Source organism: Enterococcus sp. AZ149 (genome assembly GCF_051714285.1).
Lineage (GTDB): Bacteria > Bacillota > Bacilli > Lactobacillales > Enterococcaceae > Enterococcus_D > Enterococcus_D entomosocium.
Genome location: NZ_JBIORO010000001.1, coordinates 1,927,930 through 1,946,453, shown reverse-complemented (window position 1 = coordinate 1,946,453; position 18,524 = coordinate 1,927,930). Strand labels below are relative to the sequence as shown.

Here is an 18,524-nt window from a genome sequence, read left to right as displayed (position 1 = left end):
TTATTTCAATCGTTTATTTAAGAGAAAACGGTTGTCTATCGAGGAAAAAAATGGTAATCTTAACAGTTGAAAGGGCGATTTTTTTCGGGTATCATTGCATGCATGGAAATTTTGCCTTCACACAAAAAAACGTATCATAAAGGAGATTGATCAATATGGAAAAGAAAGATTTTCACGTAGTTGCTGAGACAGGGATTCACGCACGTCCAGCTACATTATTGGTTCAAACAGCAAGCAAATTCAACTCTGATATCAACTTAGAGTACAAAGGTAAATCAGTAAACCTTAAATCAATCATGGGCGTAATGTCATTAGGTGTTGGCCAAGGTTCTGATGTAACTATCACTGCTGAAGGTGCTGACGAAGCAGATGCAATCGCTGCAATCGTAGAAACAATGAAAAAAGAAGGTTTGTCTGAATAATGGTTGAGATGCTAAAAGGAATTGCTGCTAGTGATGGTGTAGCCGTTGCGAAAGCCTACCTGTTAGTACAACCTGATTTATCTTTTTCAAAAGTATCAGTTGAAGATACTGCAGCAGAGGAAGCACGCTTAGATGATGCGTTAGCGAAGTCAACAGCGGAATTACAACAAATCCGCGACAAAGCAGCGCAAACTTTAGGTGAAGCAGAAGCACAAGTATTTGATGCTCATTTAATGGTTCTTTCAGATCCTGAGATGATCGGTCAAATCAAACAAAACGTGACAGATAACAAAGTCAATGCAGAAGCTGCATTGAAAGAAGTTACTGACATGTATATTGGTATGTTTGAAGCAATGGATGACAATGCTTACATGCAAGAACGGGCAGCTGACATCAAAGATGTTGCTAAACGTATCTTGGCGCATTTGTTGAATGTGACTTTGCCTAATCCTTCAATGATCAACGAAGAAGTAGTCGTTGTTGCGCATGACTTGACACCAAGTGATACCGCACAATTAGACCGCAACTTTGTTAAAGCTTTTGTAACAGATATCGGTGGACGTACTTCTCATTCCGCAATCATGGCACGTTCTCTTGAAATCCCAGCAATCGTTGGAACGATGGAGATCACTGCAAAAGTGAAAGCGGGCGACATCTTAGCTGTTAACGGCATTATCGGTGACGTTATCGTCAACCCGACAGATGACCAAGCGGCTGAATTTGTTGAAGCTGGGAAAGCCTACGCAGATCAAAAAGCAGAGTGGGAAAAATTAAAAGATGCTGAAACAGTTACGGCTGATGGTAAGCACTTTGAATTAGCTGCGAACATTGGTACACCAAAAGATTTAGAAGGTGTCCACAACAATGGTGCAGAAGCAGTCGGTTTATACCGGACTGAATTCTTGTACATGGATTCTCCTGATTTCCCAACAGAAGAAGACCAATATAAAGCGTATAAAGCAGTTCTAGAAGGAATGGCTGGAAAACCAGTGGTTGTCCGCACAATGGATATCGGTGGCGATAAAGAACTTCCTTACTTAAAATTGCCTCATGAAATGAATCCTTTCTTAGGCTATCGTGCATTGCGTATCAGCTTGTCTGAACTTGGGGACGACATGTTCCGTACCCAACTTCGTGCGTTGTTACGTGCTTCTGCTCATGGTAACTTACGTATTATGTTCCCAATGGTGGCAACATTGAAAGAGTTCCGTACAGCGAAGAAAATGTATGAAGAAGAGCGTCAAAAATTGATTGACGAAGGCGTTGAGATTTCTAACGAGATCCAAGTCGGAATCATGATCGAAATTCCAGCAGCAGCTGTCTTAGCAGACAAGTTTGCGAAGGAAGTTGACTTCTTCAGTATTGGTACCAATGACTTGATCCAATACACAATGGCTGCAGACCGCATGAATGAACGCGTGTCTTACTTGTACCAACCATACAACCCATCCATCTTACGCTTGATCAAAAACGTGATCGATTCAGCGCATGCTGAAGGCAAATGGGCTGGTATGTGTGGAGAAATGGCCGGCGATCAAACTGCTGTGCCACTTCTTGTAGGTATGGGCTTAGATGAGTTCTCAATGAGTGCAACATCTGTTCTGAAAACACGTAGCTTAATGAAACGTTTGTCAACCACTGACATGCAAGAATTAGCAAAACGTGCTTTAGAAGATTGCGATACAATGGAAGAAGTTGTAGAGTTAATCGAACAGTATGTAAAATAATCATTTCTAGGCAACAAGCAATTTTTGCTTGTTGCCTTTTTTTGTTTTAAGAAGACATTTTGTTTGATTTGACTTGCAACAACTTACTACTTTTTTCAGAAAACGAACAGTTTTGTCATATCTTGGACTTAAGCTATGATTCCCTGAGCTTTTCCCGTATCATGGTTAAATGGGGAACAAAATCTAGGACCATGGTAGGAGTATCTCTGCGATCGCCTATGGTATACTAATATCAGATATAAGCATTTCCAAGGAGGAATCATCTTTGAAAGTACTTCTTTATTTTGAAGGAGAAAAATTATTAGCTAAATCAGGTATCGGTCGCGCATTGGCCCATCAGCAACGAGCGCTGACATCTGTCGGGATTCCTTTTACTCTTGATAAAAATGATGAGGATTATGACATTCTTCACATCAACACGTATGGAATCAATAGTATGCATATGGTCAATAAAGCCAAAAGACAAGGAAAAAAAGTGATTTACCATGCCCATTCTACAGAAGAGGATTTTCGAAATTCATTTATCGGTTCAAATCAGCTTTCGCCATTATATAAAAAATATTTGATCAATCTTTATTCCAGAGCCGATCAATTGATCACCCCGACCCCTTATTCGAAAGAACTTTTGGAAGGGTATGGTATCCAAGTGCCGATCGAAGCGATCTCAAACGGGATCGATCTTGACAAATATCAGCCGGATCATGAGAAAGAAAAAGCCTTTCGTGAGTATTTTCAGCTTTTACCTGATCAAAAAGTCATTATATCGGTCGGTTTGTTTTTTGAACGAAAAGGCATTCTTGATTTTGTAGAGATAGCTAGACAATTGCCTGAATATACGTTTATCTGGTTTGGTCATACACCAATGATGACGATTCCTAAGCAGATCCGCGACCTTGTCAATGAAGACCATCCAGAAAATGTGCTGTTTCCCGGCTATATCAAAGGAGACATCATCGAAGGGGCATATTCAGCGGCTGATCTGTTCTTCTTTCCTTCCTATGAAGAAACAGAAGGGATCGTGGTCCTTGAGGCGTTAGCCAGCCACCAAAATGTGCTTGTTCGGGATATTCCAGTATATAAAGGGTGGCTAAGCAATGGGCACAATGCATACATGGAGAAAACCAATCAAGGGTTTATCGAGAAAATCAAAGGAATCGTAGATGGCACGTTGCCACAGTTAAGTGAAGCGGGTTATGAAACGGCCAAGCAAAAGAGTATTGATGAAATCGGATATGAGCTAAAAGAAGTTTATACAAAAGTGATGAATACGGAATAAAGAAACTAATGTAAAGTTTGGAGGTACCGTTTTGAAAATCGGATTTTTTACAGACACCTACTTCCCCCAGGTAAGTGGTGTGGCGACATCGATCAAGACATTGAAAGAAGAGCTTGAGAAAAAAGGCCATAAAGTGTATATCTTTACTACGACCGATCCCAATGCTGATCTGGACGAAGAAGATATCATTCGCATGCCAAGTGTCCCGTTTGTGTCCTTCAAAGATCGGCGAATCGTAGTGCGCGGCATGTTGTATGCCTATTTGATCGCCAAAGAGTTAGAGTTGGAATTGATCCATACCCATACCGAGTTTGGCTCTGGGATGTTAGGGAAAATGGTGGGGCGCAAATTGCAAATTCCTGTGATCCATACCTACCATACGATGTATGAAGACTACTTGCACTACATCGCCAATGGGAAGGTCTTACGGCCGTCTCACGTGAAATATCTTTCGCGGCTATTTGCCAACCACTCGACAGGTGTTGTTTGTCCAAGTGAACGAGTCATCGATACGCTGAGGGGGTATGGTGTGGTTTCACCGATGCGGATCATCCCCACAGGGATCGAAGTCGAGAAGTTTCGTCGACCGGACATTACATCTGAAATGAAAAAAGAATTGCGGGAGAAATTAGGCATCACTGAGGATCAACCCATGCTGCTTTCCCTCAGTCGTATTTCTTATGAAAAGAATATCCAAGCGATCATCGATGGGATGCCGGAAATTCTAACCAAGATTCCTGATGCGCAATTAGTGATCGTTGGGAAAGGTCCGCATAAAGAAAAATTAGAAGAAAAAGTGGTGGATATGGCGCTAACTGACCATGTTCAATTTGTCGGCGAAGTGGCGAATGATAAAGTGGCGATCTATTACCACGCTGCCGATTACTTCGTCAGTGCCTCCACTTCAGAAACACAAGGACTGACATACACGGAAGCAATGGCTGCTGGGACCCCATTAGTCGTTGAAGGCAATGATTACTTAAACACCTTGATCGATGATCCATCGTTAGGCGTCACCTTTGAGAGTGATCGGGATTTCGCAAAAGCATTTATTGATTATTATGAACAAAAGATTCCTGCTGATCCCGAAGTTCTTTCTAGGAAGATGTACGAGATCTCGGCATTACGCTTTGGTGAGTCGATGCTGTCTTTCTACCATGATATGGTTGCCTATTATGAAACCGAACGCATCGAGAAAGAAACCGAGCAGACGTTAGAAAAATTCAAAGTAAAATTAAAGGCATTTCGCCGAACGATCGATTAAACAGAAAATTTTCGCAAGTTCATGTTTTTAGCGTATACTAAAGACATGAACTTTTTTATTTTGGAGGGATCTGCATGAAATTAGGATTTATCGGTACTGGTGTCATGGGTCAAGCGATGGTTGGTCATCTCTTAGCTGCAGGACATACAGTGAATGTTTACAATCGGACGAAAGCAAAAACAGATGAACTCGTTGCGAATGGAGCAATTTGGTGTGACACCCCAACAGAAATTGCATCAGAAAGTGAAATCATCTTTACAATGGTTGGGTATCCATCCGACGTTGAAGAGGTTTACTATGGGCCTCAAGGGATTTTTCAAACGGCTGTGACGGGCAAAACATTGGTGGATTTTACCACCAGTACACCTGATTTGGCAGAACGAATCTATCAGACAGCGAAGGAAAAAGGTGCTGCGAGTATCGATGCGCCAGTTTCTGGTGGTGACCTTGGTGCCAAAAATGCCACGCTAACGATTATGGTTGGTGGCGATGAAGAAGCTTACCAACAAGTAAAACCACTTTTTGAAGTATTAGGAAAGACGTTTCAACTTCAAGGAGGGGCAGGAAAGGGTCAGCATACGAAAATGGCCAATCAGATCATGATTGCCGGAACCATGACGGGGATGACAGAAATGCTGGTCTATGCGAACCAAGCGGGTCTAGATTTACCACGAGTGATTGACACGCTTTCTGGCGGTGGGGCAGCCAATTGGTCCATGACGAATTACAGTCCACGTATCCTAAAAGAGGATTATTCACCAGGTTTTTTTGTCAAACATTTCATCAAAGATCTGGGGATCGCTCTGGATGAAGCCAAGAAGATGGGATTGGATTTGCCAAGCACCACTTTAGCTAAAAAATTGTATGATCAGTTGGCTGAAAAAGGCTATGAAAATGACGGAACGCAGGCGCTGATTAAACTTTGGTGGCAAGATGGAAAAAAATCTTAAAATGACAAAAAAAATACGAAAAATCAATGCAAGATAGAGGATGTTTTGATACAATATAACGGACAGAAAAAGGAGGCTTACGAATGAAAAGTTCGCAATTAGTCGCTATCATCAAACGTTTAGAAGCGATGGTCGAAGCGCAAGACAATGAAGTTCAAGTACGTCGTTTTGAAAAAGAAGGCGTCGAAAAATGTACCGTTACTTATGACAATTCGACAGAAACGTTTGAATTAACGGAAGCAGAATCAAGTCAATCTTATCAATTTGATAATGTTGATATTGTAGCCATGGAAATCTATGATTTGATCCAATAAGAATGAGTGGGACGTTCGTCGTTGCTTTCTCATTTCTATACAGCAAGCCTACTTGGGCTTGCTGTTTTTTATTTATCTGCTGCTTTTTCTTGGCGATACAGGTGATTAAGGATGATCCCTAATGGATCGAGATCTTTCGGGGCTAAAGGAAGCGCAGCGCTTGCTGGCGGGAGTGGCTGGAATGTTTCCTCGGGAGAAAGAATGTTTGTTTGGATCAACTTGCCAAAGCTAACTTGATAGTATTTGAGTTGAGTCGTCTGTGATCCTGGCTCCTCTAAGTCAAGGGGAATAGAAAAAATCACTTCTGGTTCTTGAATAAACTGATTGACCCTCACGATTTCTTGGTAAAAGCTTTGTGCTAAATGGATCTCGCGCTGCAGTACACTAGCTTGCTCAAATAATAAGTGATCAATCAGGTATGCTAAGCGTTTTTTAAGGTGTGAAAAACAGTCGGTCTTCTTTCCTGCAAAAAAACAGCCGATCTCCCGCCACTTCTCTTCCAAGGGATAGGCATCCATTTGAGGGAGTTGCTTACGTAAAGTCAATAGCGTCAGTTCGTTGACAGTCGGCAATTGAAAGGTTTCTGACAATAATTGAAACAATGCTGGCAATTTTTTTGTTTGCCGAAAGGGGCCATAACTGCCAATTTGTGGTGTTTGAGTGATCGTGAAGGTACGATTCGTCAAGTCAACAAAGCAATAGTTGGCTGAATGGTTCATTTGTCGGTTGTAGATAGGATGAAAAGCTTGGATCAAACGACATTCAAGTAATAGTGCATCCAATTCTGTATCTGTTTCGATCGTTTCAAAATCAACGACATTATAAACAAGTCGAAGCACCTTATTGGCATGCTGCTGGTTTTTTCGGAAGTAGGAAACGACACGCTGCTTCAATGATTTGGCTTTTCCCACATACAAGACTTCGTTGTGATGATCTTTCATTAGATAAACACCAGGATTTTCAGGCAGTGCATTTGCTTTGTTTTTTAGAAACTCTTTGTTCGGATTCATCGATCGTTCCTCTCCTTCCTCCAAAGAGTAGCAGATGAAGCGTAAGAGAGCAACGTTTGCTGGCCGTTGACAAGAAAAAAATAGGAATAGAGTGGAGACAACGCAATGATAAACTTTGACATTCAAAGGAAATTTCTTTATAACGGAAACGGATTATTTTGTCAACTCGCAGCTTTTAGAATCTTAGAAAATCAGTTCTCAAATAAAAATGTGCTTAAAAATAAAAAAAGTTCGAAAAAATTCTTGCATTTCTCAATAACTTCCGATATAGTTTGACTATCAAATGATTTGATTATCAAAGTATTCGGATGGTGAAGGTTATGGAACCCAATTTAGAAACAGTTAATGACTACTTAGTCAGCGTCTTTAATGACATCTTAGTGATTGAAGAATCTGAATTGAAAAAATCTCAATTCAAAGACCTTTCAATTACCGAAATGCATACCATCGAAGCCATCGGGATGTACAAAAAAAAGACCACGACTGAAGTTGCCAAAGAGCTTTCGATCACTGTTGGGACTTTGACCATCGCGATCAATCGTTTGGTGAAAAAAGAATATGTAGAACGGATTCGCAGTGAAGATGATCGGCGAGTCGTCAAACTAGGTTTGACGAAAAAAGGAAAACTCCTTTATCGTGTTCATCAGCATTTTCATCGTGAGATGGTGAAAGGTGTCTTGAGTCAGATGTCTCCTGAAGAGGAACAGGCACTGTTGAAAGCACTGAAAAATCTGCATGACTTTTTACAAGATTATAAGTGAGAATAATGGATGAATATGTTTGGAAAAATTACCGCTACTGCAAGTTATGTTCCAGAAAAAATCGTAACAAATGATGATCTATCAAATTTGATGGATACTTCAGATGAATGGATTCATTCTCGCACGGGAATCAAAAAAAGAAGAGTCGCTGTTGGCGAAAACACTTCTGACCTTTGTATTCGCGTCGCTCAAACGCTCTTGCAAGATGCTCAGCTTTCAGCAGAAAGTCTGGATTTTATCTTGGTAGCGACGATCACACCGGATTTCAATACACCGGCGGTTGCTTGCCAAGTCCAAGGGGCGATTGGGGCAGTCAATGCCTTTGCTTTTGATATCAGTGCAGCATGTGCTGGTTTCGTTTATGCATTGTCTATGGCTGAAAAACTGATTCGAACAGGCGCTAAAAAAGGATTGGTCATCGGTGGAGAAGTACTTTCAAAGGTCTTGGATTGGAACGACCGTTCGACGGCTGTTTTATTCGGAGATGGTGCCGGTGGTCTATTGCTGGAAGCATCTTCAGAGCAGCATTTGCTCAAAGAGTCTTTAAAAGCAGATGGGACGCGAGGCATGTCCTTAACATCTGGTTTTCGGACGAATGAGAATCCTTTTTCACAAAACGTTCCGGCGTATAGTGCTTGTATGCAAATGATTGGACGAGAAATCTTTGATTTTGCGACGCGTGATGTGGTCGCCTCGATCAATGATCTGATACAAGATGAAGCAATTGATTATTTTTTGCTTCACCAAGCAAATTCACGCATTTTAGACAAAGTTGCTCGCAAGCTGAAGCAACCCCGTGAGAAATTTTTGCAAAATATGCAAGATTATGGCAATACTTCGGCAGCCTCGATTCCGTTATTGCTAGATGAAGAAATCAAACGAGGTACACTGTCCCTTGGCAGTGGTCAAAAAGTGGTGTTCTCAGGTTTTGGCGGCGGATTGACATGGGGAACTATGTTAGCCACCTTATAACTTGTTCACGAAACAAAATTACTATTGAAAAACACATTGGAGGAATATACACATGGTATTCGAAAAAATTCAAGAAATCGTAGCAGAAGAATTAGGAAAAGAAAAAGAAGAAATTAAATTGAACACGAACATCCAAGAAGATTTAGAAGCAGACAGCTTGGATCTTTTCCAAATCATTAACGAGATCGAAGATGAATTCGATGTGAAGATCGAAACAGAAGATGGTATCACAACCGTTGAAGATCTAGTTAAATATGTAGAAAAACAACAAGCATAAAACAAAGGCTAGGCAGACAGCCTAGCCTTTCCTTTTTAAGAACGTGTTTTTGCTGTTTCATAGACGAACTGCAAGAATCCATGTTCTCCAACAACAACGAACAAAGTAATGAAGGAGTGCAAGATGAAGACAGCCTTTTTATTTAGCGGTCAAGGTGCACAGTACCCCAAAATGGGGGAAGAGCTCTATCACCAAGAAGCAATCGTTCGTGAGACGTTTGAACAATCCAGCACTATTCTAGGATATGATATGGCCGAGTTATGCTTTACTGAAAACGAACGTTTAAACCAGACGGAATATACACAGCCTGCCATTTTAACAGTAAGCACGGCTTTTTGGCGACTTTTGGATGCGCAAGGAATCGAAGCAGATGCTGTTGCTGGCTTAAGTTTAGGTGAATATACAGCCTTAGTCGCTAGTGGCGCGCTTGATTTCCAGACCGCAGTCGCATTGGTGCAAAAGCGCGGTCGGTATATGGCAAGTGCGGCGCCTGCAGGTGTTGGGAAAATGGTCGCTGTGATGAACACACCCGCTGAAACGATTGAAGAAATCTGTAAAGAAGCAAGTCAAGTGGGGATCGTGACACCAGCGAATTACAATACGCCGCAGCAGATCGTCATTGGCGGTGAAGCGCCGGCAGTGGATAAAGCGGTGGAATTGTTACAAGCTGCTGGAACCAAACGGGTGATTCCTTTAAATGTCAGCGGTCCTTTCCATACCGCTTTGTTGGAACCCGCATCGCAGCAATTAGCACAGGAATTAGCTCAAATCACCTTTGATGAGTTGCAAGTACCTGTCATCAGCAATACGACCGCGCAGCCAATGCAGCAAGACCAAATCAAGGAACTGTTGACGCTGCAAGTGAAATCGCCAGTGCGTTTTTACGAAAGCATTGCGACACTGAAGCAGCTTGGCATCCAACAAGTCATCGAGATCGGACCAGGAAAAGTATTGAGCGGTTTTATGAAGAAAATAGACAAAGAAATCCAGACTGCGCGTGTAGAAGATAGCCAAACGTTGGCAGATACACTAGCCCGATTCAACTAGGAGGAATTTATGGATCTGCAAAATAGAAACGTCTTTGTAACTGGTAGCTCGCGAGGGATCGGTTTAACCATCGCGGAAGCCTTTGCCAAAGAAGGAGCGAATATCGTTTTAAATGGACGAAAAGAAATTCCCCAGTCACTGATCGATCGCATCACCAGCTACGGCGTGAAATGTGTAGCGATCAATGGGGACATTTCTGATTTTGATCAAGCGGCAGCCATGCTTTTGGAAGCAGAAGCGGCAGTCGGACCGATCCACATTTTAGTCAATAATGCCGGAATCACGAATGACAAATTATTGTTGAGAATGAAACCCGAAGATTTTGATTCAGTGATCAAAATCAATTTGACTGGTACCTTCAATATGACGCAGCACGCGCTGAAAAAAATGATGAAGTTGCGAGAAGGCCGCATCATCAATTTGACGAGTGTGGTCGGCTTGACGGGAAATATCGGGCAAGCCAACTATGCGGCAAGTAAAGCTGGCGTGATCGGTTTTACGAAATCTGCCGCTCGTGAAGGTGCCGCTCGGGGGATCACCTGCAATGCGATCGCCCCAGGATTTATCGAAACAGAGATGACTGAAGTGCTGTCGGATAAAGTCAAAGAACAATCATTGGCAACTATTCCATTACAGCGTTTTGGTTCCACACAGGATGTTGCGCAAACAGCAGTCTTTTTAGCAAAAAGCCCCTACATCACTGGTCAGGTGATCAGTGTAGACGGCGGGATGGCAATGCAAGGGTAGGAGGAAGAAAAGATGAATCGAGTAGTAGTTACAGGATACGGCGTCACTTCTCCAATCGGAAATGACCCAGAAACTTTTTTAGCAAGTTTACAAAACGGGACCAACGGCATCGGCCCGATTACAAAATTTGACGCAGAAGCAACAGGGATCTCAGTTGCCGCTGAAGTCAAAGATTTTCCGTTAGAAAAGTACTTCGTTAAAAAAGATACGAAGCGGATGGATCTTTTTTCCATTTATGGAATTTATGCGGCCTTAGAAGCGATGGAAATGGCGAAGTTAGATACAGAAACCATTGATGTGGATCGTTTTGGCGTGATGGTTGGTTCGGGGATCGGCGGCTTGCCAACGATTCAAGACCAAGTGATTCGAATGCATGACAAAGGAGCAAATCGGGTATCACCAATGTTCGTACCGATGTCGATCGTAAATATGGTTGCCGGCAACATTGCGTTACGGGTAGGTGCGAAAGGCATTTGTACGACGACTGTTTCCGCCTGTGCTTCTGGTACCCATTCAATCGGTGAAGCTTTCCGAAACATCAAGCATGGCTATGCAGATGTCATGATCGCTGGTGGTTCAGAAGCGACGATCTGTGAAATCGGTATTGCTGGTTTTGCTTCTCTGACGGCGTTAACCACTGAATCAGACCCTGACAAAGCTTCCGTTCCGTTTGATAAAAATCGTAGTGGATTTGTCATGGGTGAAGGCGCTGGCGTCTTTATTTTAGAATCATTGGCGCATGCACAAAAACGTGGGGCAACGATTTTAGGTGAAGTCGTAGGGTACGGTGCGAACTGTGATGCCTACCATATGACTGCGCCAAACCCTGATGGATCAGGTGCTGGAAAAGCAATGAAATTAGCGATGCAAGAAGCGGCGATTACCCCAGCTGAAGTTGGTTACATCAATGCCCACGGTACAAGCACGCCCGCCAATGACAGTGCAGAAGCGACATCGATCCAATACGGATTGGGCGAAGACTATAAAAAACCATATGTCAGCAGTACAAAGTCAATGACTGGTCATTTGCTTGGGGCGGCTGGTGGAATCGAAGCCATTGCTTCACTATTAGCATTACAACATCAATTTATTCCACCAACCATCAACGTGATAGAACAAGATCCTGAGATCGACTTGAACGTTGTTATCAATCAAAGCCAACCAGCAGAATTGACCTATGCCATGAGTAATTCACTTGGGTTTGGCGGTCATAATGCAGTGATCTTGCTGAAACGTTGGGAGGAAGCGTAATTGGAAACACATGAGATAAAAGAGCTGCTCAGCCAATTCGATCAATCGACGTTAACTGAGCTTCAATTAAAAAAAGAGACGTTTGAACTTTATTTTAATAAAAATACGACAAGTGGGCTACAAAATGCACAATCTACACCTGCGCCTGCTCCTGCAGCGAATGCTGCGCCAACTCCTGTTGTACCAACGCCTGCTGTCTCAGCGACACCTGACACAGTAGAAGCGGCGAAACCTGTCTTAGAGGGCAAAGAAGTTGTCTCGCCGTTAGTGGGTGTCGTTTATTTGAAACCAAGTCCTGACAAAGATAACTTTAAGCAAATCGGCGATCACGTGAAAAAAGGCGATATTCTTTGTATCGTTGAAGCGATGAAAGTCATGAATGAAATCGTCAGCGACGTCGATGGCGAATTGGTTGAAGTCTTGGTTGAAAGCGAACAAATCGTTGAATTCAATCAACCATTATTCCGTGTGAAAGAAGGGTAAAGCAATGAGCGCATTAACGATTCAAGAAATCAAAGAAATCATCCCTCATCGTTATCCGATGCTTTTAGTGGATCGCGTTGAGGAGTTAGAAGAAGGCAAACGGGTCGTTGCGAAGAAAAACGTTACCATTAATGAGCCGTTTTTCCAAGGCCATTTTCCCCATGAACCAGTGATGCCTGGAGTATTGATCGTGGAAGCAATGGCGCAAGCAGGTGCTGTGGCATTATTGTCATTGGAAGACTTTCGTGGGAAAACTGCCTACTTTGGCGGTTTAGACAAAGCAAAATTCAGAAAAAAAGTAACACCAGGCGATACCTTGATCTTAGAAGTAGAAATAATCAAAGTAAAATCTGCAGCCGGCATCGGCAAAGGAATTGCCTATGTTGATGGAAAAAAAGTGGCGGAAGCAGAATTGACTTTCATGATTGGATAGGTGAGACATGTTTTCTAAAGTATTGATCGCAAACCGTGGCGAAATCGCCGTACGTATCATTCGCGCTTGTCGCGAATTAGGTATTCAAACGGTCGCCGTTTATTCAGAAGCAGATAAAGAAGCGTTGCACACAGAGCTTGCCGATGAAGCGATTTGTATCGGACCTGCCAAAGCAGCTGACTCTTATTTGAATGTACAGCAGATCCTAAGCGCTGCGATCGTCACAAAGGCTGAGGCGATCCATCCCGGCTTTGGCTTTCTTTCAGAGAATAGCCGCTTTGCTGCGATGTGCGAGGAATGCAATATCGTCTTTATTGGGCCAAAGAGTGAGACTATCGATGCAATGGGAAACAAAATCAATGCAAGACGCTTGATGATCGAAGCAGAAGTACCGGTCATTCCCGGAAGCAAAGGCGCGATTTCTGATGTGGAAGAAGCTTTAACGATCGCTGAAGAGATTGGTTACCCGGTCATGCTCAAAGCAGCAGCCGGCGGTGGCGGTAAAGGGATACGGAAAGTCGCCGATAAAGAAGCGTTACCACATCATTTTGCTTCGGCACAGCAAGAGGCGAAAGCGGCATTTGGCAACGATGAAATGTACATTGAAAAAATCATTTACCCTGCTCGACACATAGAAGTGCAAGTGTTAGGTGATTCTTTTGGTAATATTATCCACCTTGGTGAACGCGATTGCTCGCTGCAACGCAACAACCAAAAAGTGTTGGAAGAATCTCCTTCTGTGGTGATTTCTGAAAGCAAACGAGCAGAGCTAGGAGAAGCAGCGGTACGTGCCGCACAAGCGGTAGGGTATCGCAATGCCGGCACGATCGAGTTTTTAATGGCAGACACTGGGGCGTTTTATTTCATGGAAATGAACACTCGAATCCAAGTGGAACACCCCATCACTGAAATGGTGACGAACATTGATCTAGTCAAAAAACAACTCGAAGTTGCTAGTGGTGAACCGCTAGGCTTGACACAAACAGACATCAAGATGACAGGTGCGGCAATCGAATGTCGGATCAATGCAGAAAATCCAGCCTTCAATTTTGCACCGTCACCAGGAAAGATCAACAATTTATTTCTGCCTGGTGGAGGCTTGGGTGTACGGGTAGACAGTGCCATGTATTCCGGCTATACGATCCCGCCTTATTATGATTCCATGATCGCTAAAGTGATCGTTCACGGCGAGAACCGTTTTGAAGCATTGATGAAAATGCAGCGGGCATTAGCTGAATTAGTGACCGATGGTGTCATTACGAATGCAGAATTCCAAATGGACTTGATCAGTCACCCGAAAGTGATTGCGGGAGACTATACAACCGCCTTTTTACAAGAGGAATTTTTGCCAAATTGGACACCTGAACAATAGGAGGGAAGTTGAGTGGCTTTATTTAAGAAAAAAAACTACATTCGCATCAATCCTAATCGAGGTCAGCTGCCAACGAACGAACCAGTCGTCCCAGATAATCTTTGGGCGAAATGTCCTAGTTGCAAACGAACGCTTTATACGAAGGAGATGGGGGCAGAAAAAGTCTGTCCCCACTGCGGGTATAATTTCCGGATCAGCGCCTGGGAACGGATCGCTATCACGATTGATGAAAAAAGTTTTGAAGAATGGGACACAGATGTTACCACAAAAGATCCCCTTGATTTCCCAGGGTACCTGGATAAAGTCGCACAAATGCAAGAAAAAACTGGTTTGCATGAGGCTGTTCTAACGGGAGAAGCCAAAGTTCGAGGATTGCCGTTAGCAATCGGTGTCATGGATGCGAATTTCATCATGGGCAGTATGGGAACGGTCGTGGGGGAGAAAATCACCCGTTTGTTTGAACGTGCGATCGAAAAACAGCTACCAGTTGTTCTTTTTACCGCTTCGGGTGGGGCTCGGATGCAAGAAGGGATTTTGTCACTGATGCAAATGGCAAAAATCTCTGCGGCGGTAAAACGCCACAGTAAAGCTGGCTTGTTTTATCTAACGGTTTTAACGGACCCGACCACCGGTGGCGTTACCGCTAGTTTTGCGATGGAAGGGGATATCATCCTGGCAGAACCGCAAGCATTGATCGGTTTTGCTGGACGACGTGTGATTGAACAAACCATTCGTCAGGAACTACCTGAAGATTTTCAAAAGGCAGAGTTCCTGTTAGATCATGGCTTTGTCGATCAAATCGTTCCACGGACGAACTTGCGGGAGAAAATCTACCATTTGATTTCTTTGCATACGCGGAAAGGATGGAATCGCAATGACTAGAGCAGCCCACGAAATCGTTGAACTCGCTCGCAGCAAAGACCGCTTGACGGCACTGGATTACTTTGAAGGCATTTTTTCTGAGTTTGAAGAGTTTCATGGAGACCGTCTGTTTGGCGAAGATGAAGCCGTTGTTGGCGGGATAGCTTGTTTAGATGGTAAGCCAGTGACCGTGATCGGTATTCAAAAAGGCCGTAATCTACCTGAAAATTTACGCAGAAACTTTGGCTCACCACATCCTGAAGGCTATCGAAAAGCGTTACGCTTAATGAAGCAAGCAGAAAAATTTCAGCGACCTGTGGTCACATTGATCAATACAGCAGGGGCGTTTTGTGGTATTGGCGCGGAAGAACGGGGAGAAGGTGAAGCGATTGCCCGTAACTTGATGGAAATGTCCGATTTAACGGTGCCGATCTTGGCAATCATCATTGGTGAAGGCGGCAGCGGCGGTGCTTTAGCACTGGCTTTAGGGGATGAAGTGTGGATGATGGAACACTCGATCTATGCCATTTTATCTCCCGAAGGCTTTGCTTCGATCCTATGGAAAGATGGTAGCCGGGCCAAAGAAGCTGCTGGTTTAATGAAGATCACTGCCCAAGAACTATTTGAATTAGGCGTTATTGAAAAAGTGATTGCTGAAACCCATGAAGAGGCCTTTTTACCGAAAGAGCAATTGATGGAACAGATGAAAGCGGCAATTTCAACGAAACTCGCTGAACTTTCTACGTTGCAAACAGAAGAATTGCTTGAGGCAAGGTATCAGCGTTTTCGCCGATTTTAACAACTAGGATATCCACTCTGATTAGAGAGAGGGTATCCTAGTATTTTTTTATTAAAAGTGTTATTGAATAAATCGTGCAAATGACGAAGTTTTTAGTTTAAAATTTAATTATTCTGTGCTATTATGTATATATTCTGAATATAAGAAGATTATATTGCATAAATATTTGTTTTGAAGAGGAGCGTTTTTAATGAAAAAATTATTTGGAGCACTTGTTGTATTGACGGGGATTATGGTTTTAGGAGCTTGTGGAAATGGCGGCTCATCGAGTACTGGCAGTTCTAGTGCCAGCGGTTCGGCGGATAACCAATTGGAAGCCATCAAAGCAGCCGGTGTGTTGAATGTGGCAACTTCTGCTGACTTTGCCCCCTTTGAATTTCATGCCTTGATTGATGGCAAAGATACGATCGTGGGCGCAGATATCGATATGGTCAATGAGATCGCTGATCGTCTTGGTGTCGAAGTGAATATTTTGGACCTTGATTTCAATGCTGTCTTGACTGCTTTGCAACAAGGAAAAGCCGATATCGCTGTTTCAGGCATCTCAGCAACTGACGAACGTAAACAGACTTTTGATTTCACCGATAACTATTTTACACCAGAACAAAAAGTAGTTGTTAATAAAAACAATGAGTCGGCATTTGATTCAATCGAAAGCTTGTCTGGCAAAAAGGTGGGCGCTCAAAAAGGCTCGATCCAAGAAATGATCGTTCAAGACCAATTAGCGGATTCGCAATTGGTTTCCATCGCCAAAGTTCCGAATCTAGTCAATGAATTGAAACAAGGATCGATCGATGGTTTGGTGCTTGAAAGTGCGGTGGCTGAATCGTATGTTGCACAAAATGATGACCTCGTGATCACTGATGTAGCATTAGAAGCGTCTGAAGGCGATTCTTATGCAATTGCTTTACCTAAAGGGAGTACCGAACTACAAGAAGAGCTAAACAGTATTTTGAAAGAATTGATTGAAGATGGTACAATCGATGAGTATGTACAAAAGAACACAGATCTAGCCAACGAAAATGCGGCGCAATAGATAGAACGGAGTAGACACAATTATGGATTTATCCTTTTTAGCGATATATTACCCTTATTTTCTTTCTGGTGTGGTGATCACCATCGTGATCTCTATCATCACCGTGATCTTTGGAACGATTCTAGGGGTGATTTTTGCCCTAATGAAATTATCAAAAGTGACGCCTTTGCGCTGGTTTGCTAATGCGTATATTGAAGTCATCCGCGGCACACCAATGTTGGTGCAGATATTGATCGCTTTTGGTCTTTTGCAAGGCATGTTTGCCTTGCCGACAGTCTCGATCGGTGTGTTGAGTCTTGATTTTGGGCGGTTATTTCCTGGGATCATTGCGCTCTCGCTTAATTCTGGGGCATATGTTGCTGAGATCGTCCGAGGGGGAATCAATGCCGTTGATTACGGTCAAACAGAAGCGGCTGGTTCTTTAGGGCTGCGGCCTTTTCAAACGATGCGTTATGTCGTATTGCCACAAGCACTACGCAACATCTTGCCGCCACTAGGCAATGAATTTATCGTTTTGATCAAGGATTCCTCTTTGCTTTCAACGATCGGCATCTACGAGCTGATGAACAGTGCGCAGATCGTTGTCACCAGTTCTTTCCAACCATTAACGCCTTTCTATGTGGCGGCGGTCATTTATTTCATCTTGACGTTTACGACTTCGCGACTATTGAGTTTATGGGAAAAGAAACTAGGAAAAGGCTATCGTCGTTAAAAGGAGAAGACAAGCTATGATGTTAGATATTCAAGAGTTACACAAAACCTTTGGCAGCAATCAAGTGCTAAAAGGGATCACAACGACGATCGAGCAAGGAGAAGTCGTAGTGGTGATTGGGCCATCTGGGTCAGGAAAAAGCACGTTTTTACGCTGTTTGAACCTATTAGAAGTACCGACAAGCGGAAAAATCTTTTTTGAAGGAACCGATATTACCGATCCAAAGAATGATTTGTATAAGATGCGGGAAAAAATGGGCATGGTTTTTCAAAATTTCAATCTTTTTCCGAATATGACGGTTTTAGAAAACATTACTTTGTCCCCGACGAAAGTCAAAAAGGTAGCAAAACCAGCTGCTGAAACACTAGCAAAGCAACTATTGAATGATGTAGGTCTGCCTGATAAGGCAAACTCCTATCCACAAAGTCTATCTGGTGGACAAATGCAACGGATCGCTATCGCACGTGCCTTGGCGATGGAACCGGACGTGATGCTCTTTGATGAACCGACTTCTGCGTTAGACCCTGAAATGGTTGGCGAAGTATTGTCTGTCATGCAGCGTTTGGCTCAGCAAGGAATGACGATGGTCATCGTCACTCATGAAATGGGTTTTGCGAAGGAAGTCGCGGATCGGATTTTATTTATGGATCAGGGAATCATTATGGAGGAAGGAACGCCAGAACAGCTCTTTGATCATCCGAAAAACCCGAGAACCATTGATTTTTTAAGTAAAGTATTGTAAAATGCGAGAAGCTCGCAGTTGCAAATGACAATTTTGGACTTTTTCTAAGCATCCTTTCAGTAAAAGGA

At 43.0% G+C, this 18,524-nt stretch carries 21 protein-coding genes; 20 read left to right on the top strand and 1 reads right to left on the bottom strand.

Features of this window, described 5'->3' with window-relative positions; all coding sequences use genetic code 11:
* Positions 1-155: 155 nt before the first annotated feature.
* The 6 genes from IGI94_RS09130 (at position 156) to IGI94_RS09105 (ending at position 5,953) form a co-directional block, all read left to right on the top strand.
* Entirely contained in the window at positions 156-422 is a 267-nt protein-coding gene (locus tag IGI94_RS09130; protein WP_003126335.1) for a phosphocarrier protein HPr, read from the top strand.
* Entirely contained in the window at positions 422-2,149 is a 1,728-nt protein-coding gene (gene ptsP / locus IGI94_RS09125) for a phosphoenolpyruvate--protein phosphotransferase (protein WP_008378209.1), read from the top strand. Before IGI94_RS09130 ends, ptsP begins: the two co-directional genes overlap by 1 nt.
* Positions 2,150-2,414: 265 nt before the next feature.
* Positions 2,415-3,425, top strand: a complete 1,011-nt coding sequence (locus tag IGI94_RS09120) for a glycosyltransferase (protein ID WP_005235568.1) — start codon at positions 2,415-2,417, stop codon at positions 3,423-3,425.
* Positions 3,426-3,456: 31 nt separating this feature from the next.
* Positions 3,457-4,689 carry a glycosyltransferase family 4 protein gene (locus IGI94_RS09115; protein ID WP_005235570.1) on the top strand — a complete coding sequence of 411 codons (1,233 nt, stop codon included), beginning with the start codon at positions 3,457-3,459 and terminating at the stop codon, positions 4,687-4,689.
* 74 nt (positions 4,690-4,763) lie between these two features.
* Complete coding sequence (locus tag IGI94_RS09110) at positions 4,764-5,639, top strand: NAD(P)-dependent oxidoreductase (protein WP_438899652.1); 876 nt, start codon at positions 4,764-4,766, stop codon at positions 5,637-5,639.
* Between the two features lie 83 nt (positions 5,640-5,722).
* A complete protein-coding gene (locus IGI94_RS09105) occupies positions 5,723-5,953 on the top strand; it encodes a YkuJ family protein (protein WP_005225886.1) in 231 nt (76 codons plus the stop codon).
* A gap of 68 nt (positions 5,954-6,021) precedes the next feature.
* Here IGI94_RS09105 and IGI94_RS09100 read toward each other — a convergent pair whose 3' ends face one another.
* A complete protein-coding gene (locus IGI94_RS09100) occupies positions 6,022-6,963 on the bottom strand; it encodes a GIY-YIG nuclease family protein (protein WP_438899651.1) in 942 nt (313 codons plus the stop codon).
* 320 nt (positions 6,964-7,283) lie between these two features.
* Between IGI94_RS09100 and fabT the strand changes: the two genes are divergently transcribed.
* The 14 genes from fabT (at position 7,284) to IGI94_RS09030 (ending at position 18,456) form a co-directional block, all read left to right on the top strand.
* Positions 7,284-7,724, top strand: a complete 441-nt coding sequence (fabT, locus tag IGI94_RS09095; RefSeq protein ID WP_008378199.1) for a fatty acid biosynthesis transcriptional regulator FabT — start codon at positions 7,284-7,286, stop codon at positions 7,722-7,724.
* A gap of 9 nt (positions 7,725-7,733) precedes the next feature.
* Complete coding sequence (locus IGI94_RS09090; protein ID WP_101699137.1) at positions 7,734-8,696, top strand: beta-ketoacyl-ACP synthase III; 963 nt, start codon at positions 7,734-7,736, stop codon at positions 8,694-8,696.
* 52 nt (positions 8,697-8,748) lie between these two features.
* Positions 8,749-8,973 (top strand): acyl carrier protein, encoded by a 225-nt coding sequence (locus IGI94_RS09085; protein ID WP_005225890.1) that lies wholly within the window; start codon positions 8,749-8,751, stop codon positions 8,971-8,973.
* Positions 8,974-9,096: 123 nt separating this feature from the next.
* Complete coding sequence (gene fabD / locus IGI94_RS09080) at positions 9,097-10,020, top strand: ACP S-malonyltransferase (protein WP_142437121.1); 924 nt, start codon at positions 9,097-9,099, stop codon at positions 10,018-10,020.
* A 9-nt stretch (positions 10,021-10,029) separates the two neighbouring features.
* Entirely contained in the window at positions 10,030-10,767 is a 738-nt protein-coding gene (gene fabG, locus IGI94_RS09075; RefSeq protein ID WP_438899650.1) for a 3-oxoacyl-[acyl-carrier-protein] reductase, read from the top strand.
* A 12-nt stretch (positions 10,768-10,779) separates the two neighbouring features.
* Entirely contained in the window at positions 10,780-12,018 is a 1,239-nt protein-coding gene (gene fabF, locus IGI94_RS09070; protein WP_438899649.1) for a beta-ketoacyl-ACP synthase II, read from the top strand.
* Complete coding sequence (accB, locus tag IGI94_RS09065) at positions 12,019-12,501, top strand: acetyl-CoA carboxylase biotin carboxyl carrier protein (protein WP_016612188.1); 483 nt, start codon at positions 12,019-12,021, stop codon at positions 12,499-12,501.
* A 4-nt stretch (positions 12,502-12,505) separates the two neighbouring features.
* The gene (gene fabZ, locus IGI94_RS09060; protein ID WP_005225895.1) at positions 12,506-12,934 is read left to right on the top strand and encodes a 3-hydroxyacyl-ACP dehydratase FabZ; all 429 of its coding nucleotides are present in this window, start codon (positions 12,506-12,508) and stop codon (positions 12,932-12,934) included.
* Between the two features lie 7 nt (positions 12,935-12,941).
* Positions 12,942-14,306, top strand: a complete 1,365-nt coding sequence (locus tag IGI94_RS09055; RefSeq protein WP_016620360.1) for an acetyl-CoA carboxylase biotin carboxylase subunit — start codon at positions 12,942-12,944, stop codon at positions 14,304-14,306.
* Positions 14,307-14,318: 12 nt separating this feature from the next.
* Positions 14,319-15,188: an acetyl-CoA carboxylase, carboxyltransferase subunit beta gene (gene accD / locus IGI94_RS09050; protein ID WP_005235586.1), complete on the top strand. Its 870-nt coding sequence runs from the start codon at positions 14,319-14,321 to the stop codon at positions 15,186-15,188.
* Positions 15,181-15,966 carry an acetyl-CoA carboxylase carboxyl transferase subunit alpha gene (locus IGI94_RS09045; RefSeq protein WP_005235587.1) on the top strand — a complete coding sequence of 262 codons (786 nt, stop codon included), beginning with the start codon at positions 15,181-15,183 and terminating at the stop codon, positions 15,964-15,966. The genes accD and IGI94_RS09045 overlap by 8 nt, the downstream gene beginning before the upstream one ends.
* Positions 15,967-16,156: 190 nt before the next feature.
* A complete protein-coding gene (locus IGI94_RS09040; protein ID WP_438899648.1) occupies positions 16,157-17,002 on the top strand; it encodes a transporter substrate-binding domain-containing protein in 846 nt (281 codons plus the stop codon).
* Positions 17,003-17,024: 22 nt separating this feature from the next.
* Positions 17,025-17,714, top strand: a complete 690-nt coding sequence (locus IGI94_RS09035) for an amino acid ABC transporter permease (RefSeq protein ID WP_005225900.1) — start codon at positions 17,025-17,027, stop codon at positions 17,712-17,714.
* Positions 17,715-17,730: 16 nt separating this feature from the next.
* Positions 17,731-18,456 carry an amino acid ABC transporter ATP-binding protein gene (locus IGI94_RS09030; RefSeq protein ID WP_016612186.1) on the top strand — a complete coding sequence of 242 codons (726 nt, stop codon included), beginning with the start codon at positions 17,731-17,733 and terminating at the stop codon, positions 18,454-18,456.
* Positions 18,457-18,524 lie beyond the last annotated feature (68 nt).

What these genes read in the sequence shown, in the direction of transcription:
- IGI94_RS09045 (WP_005235587.1), top strand. Translation starts at nt 15,181, where the DNA reads ATGACTAGAGCAGCCCACGAAATCGTTGAACTCGCTCGCAGCAAAGAC.
- IGI94_RS09105 (WP_005225886.1), top strand. Translation starts at nt 5,723, where the DNA reads ATGAAAAGTTCGCAATTAGTCGCTATCATCAAACGTTTAGAAGCGATG.
- IGI94_RS09110 (WP_438899652.1), top strand. Translation starts at nt 4,764, where the DNA reads ATGAAATTAGGATTTATCGGTACTGGTGTCATGGGTCAAGCGATGGTT.
- fabT (WP_008378199.1), top strand. Translation starts at nt 7,284, where the DNA reads ATGGAACCCAATTTAGAAACAGTTAATGACTACTTAGTCAGCGTCTTT.
- IGI94_RS09030 (WP_016612186.1), top strand. Translation starts at nt 17,731, where the DNA reads ATGATGTTAGATATTCAAGAGTTACACAAAACCTTTGGCAGCAATCAA.
- fabZ (WP_005225895.1), top strand. Translation starts at nt 12,506, where the DNA reads ATGAGCGCATTAACGATTCAAGAAATCAAAGAAATCATCCCTCATCGT.
- fabF (WP_438899649.1), top strand. Translation starts at nt 10,780, where the DNA reads ATGAATCGAGTAGTAGTTACAGGATACGGCGTCACTTCTCCAATCGGA.
- IGI94_RS09085 (WP_005225890.1), top strand. Translation starts at nt 8,749, where the DNA reads ATGGTATTCGAAAAAATTCAAGAAATCGTAGCAGAAGAATTAGGAAAA.
- IGI94_RS09055 (WP_016620360.1), top strand. Translation starts at nt 12,942, where the DNA reads ATGTTTTCTAAAGTATTGATCGCAAACCGTGGCGAAATCGCCGTACGT.
- fabG (WP_438899650.1), top strand. Translation starts at nt 10,030, where the DNA reads ATGGATCTGCAAAATAGAAACGTCTTTGTAACTGGTAGCTCGCGAGGG.
- ptsP (WP_008378209.1), top strand. Translation starts at nt 422, where the DNA reads ATGGTTGAGATGCTAAAAGGAATTGCTGCTAGTGATGGTGTAGCCGTT.
- IGI94_RS09100 (WP_438899651.1), bottom strand. Translation starts at nt 6,963, where the DNA reads ATGAATCCGAACAAAGAGTTTCTAAAAAACAAAGCAAATGCACTGCCT.
- IGI94_RS09035 (WP_005225900.1), top strand. Translation starts at nt 17,025, where the DNA reads ATGGATTTATCCTTTTTAGCGATATATTACCCTTATTTTCTTTCTGGT.
- IGI94_RS09040 (WP_438899648.1), top strand. Translation starts at nt 16,157, where the DNA reads ATGAAAAAATTATTTGGAGCACTTGTTGTATTGACGGGGATTATGGTT.
- IGI94_RS09090 (WP_101699137.1), top strand. Translation starts at nt 7,734, where the DNA reads ATGAATATGTTTGGAAAAATTACCGCTACTGCAAGTTATGTTCCAGAA.
- IGI94_RS09130 (WP_003126335.1), top strand. Translation starts at nt 156, where the DNA reads ATGGAAAAGAAAGATTTTCACGTAGTTGCTGAGACAGGGATTCACGCA.
- fabD (WP_142437121.1), top strand. Translation starts at nt 9,097, where the DNA reads ATGAAGACAGCCTTTTTATTTAGCGGTCAAGGTGCACAGTACCCCAAA.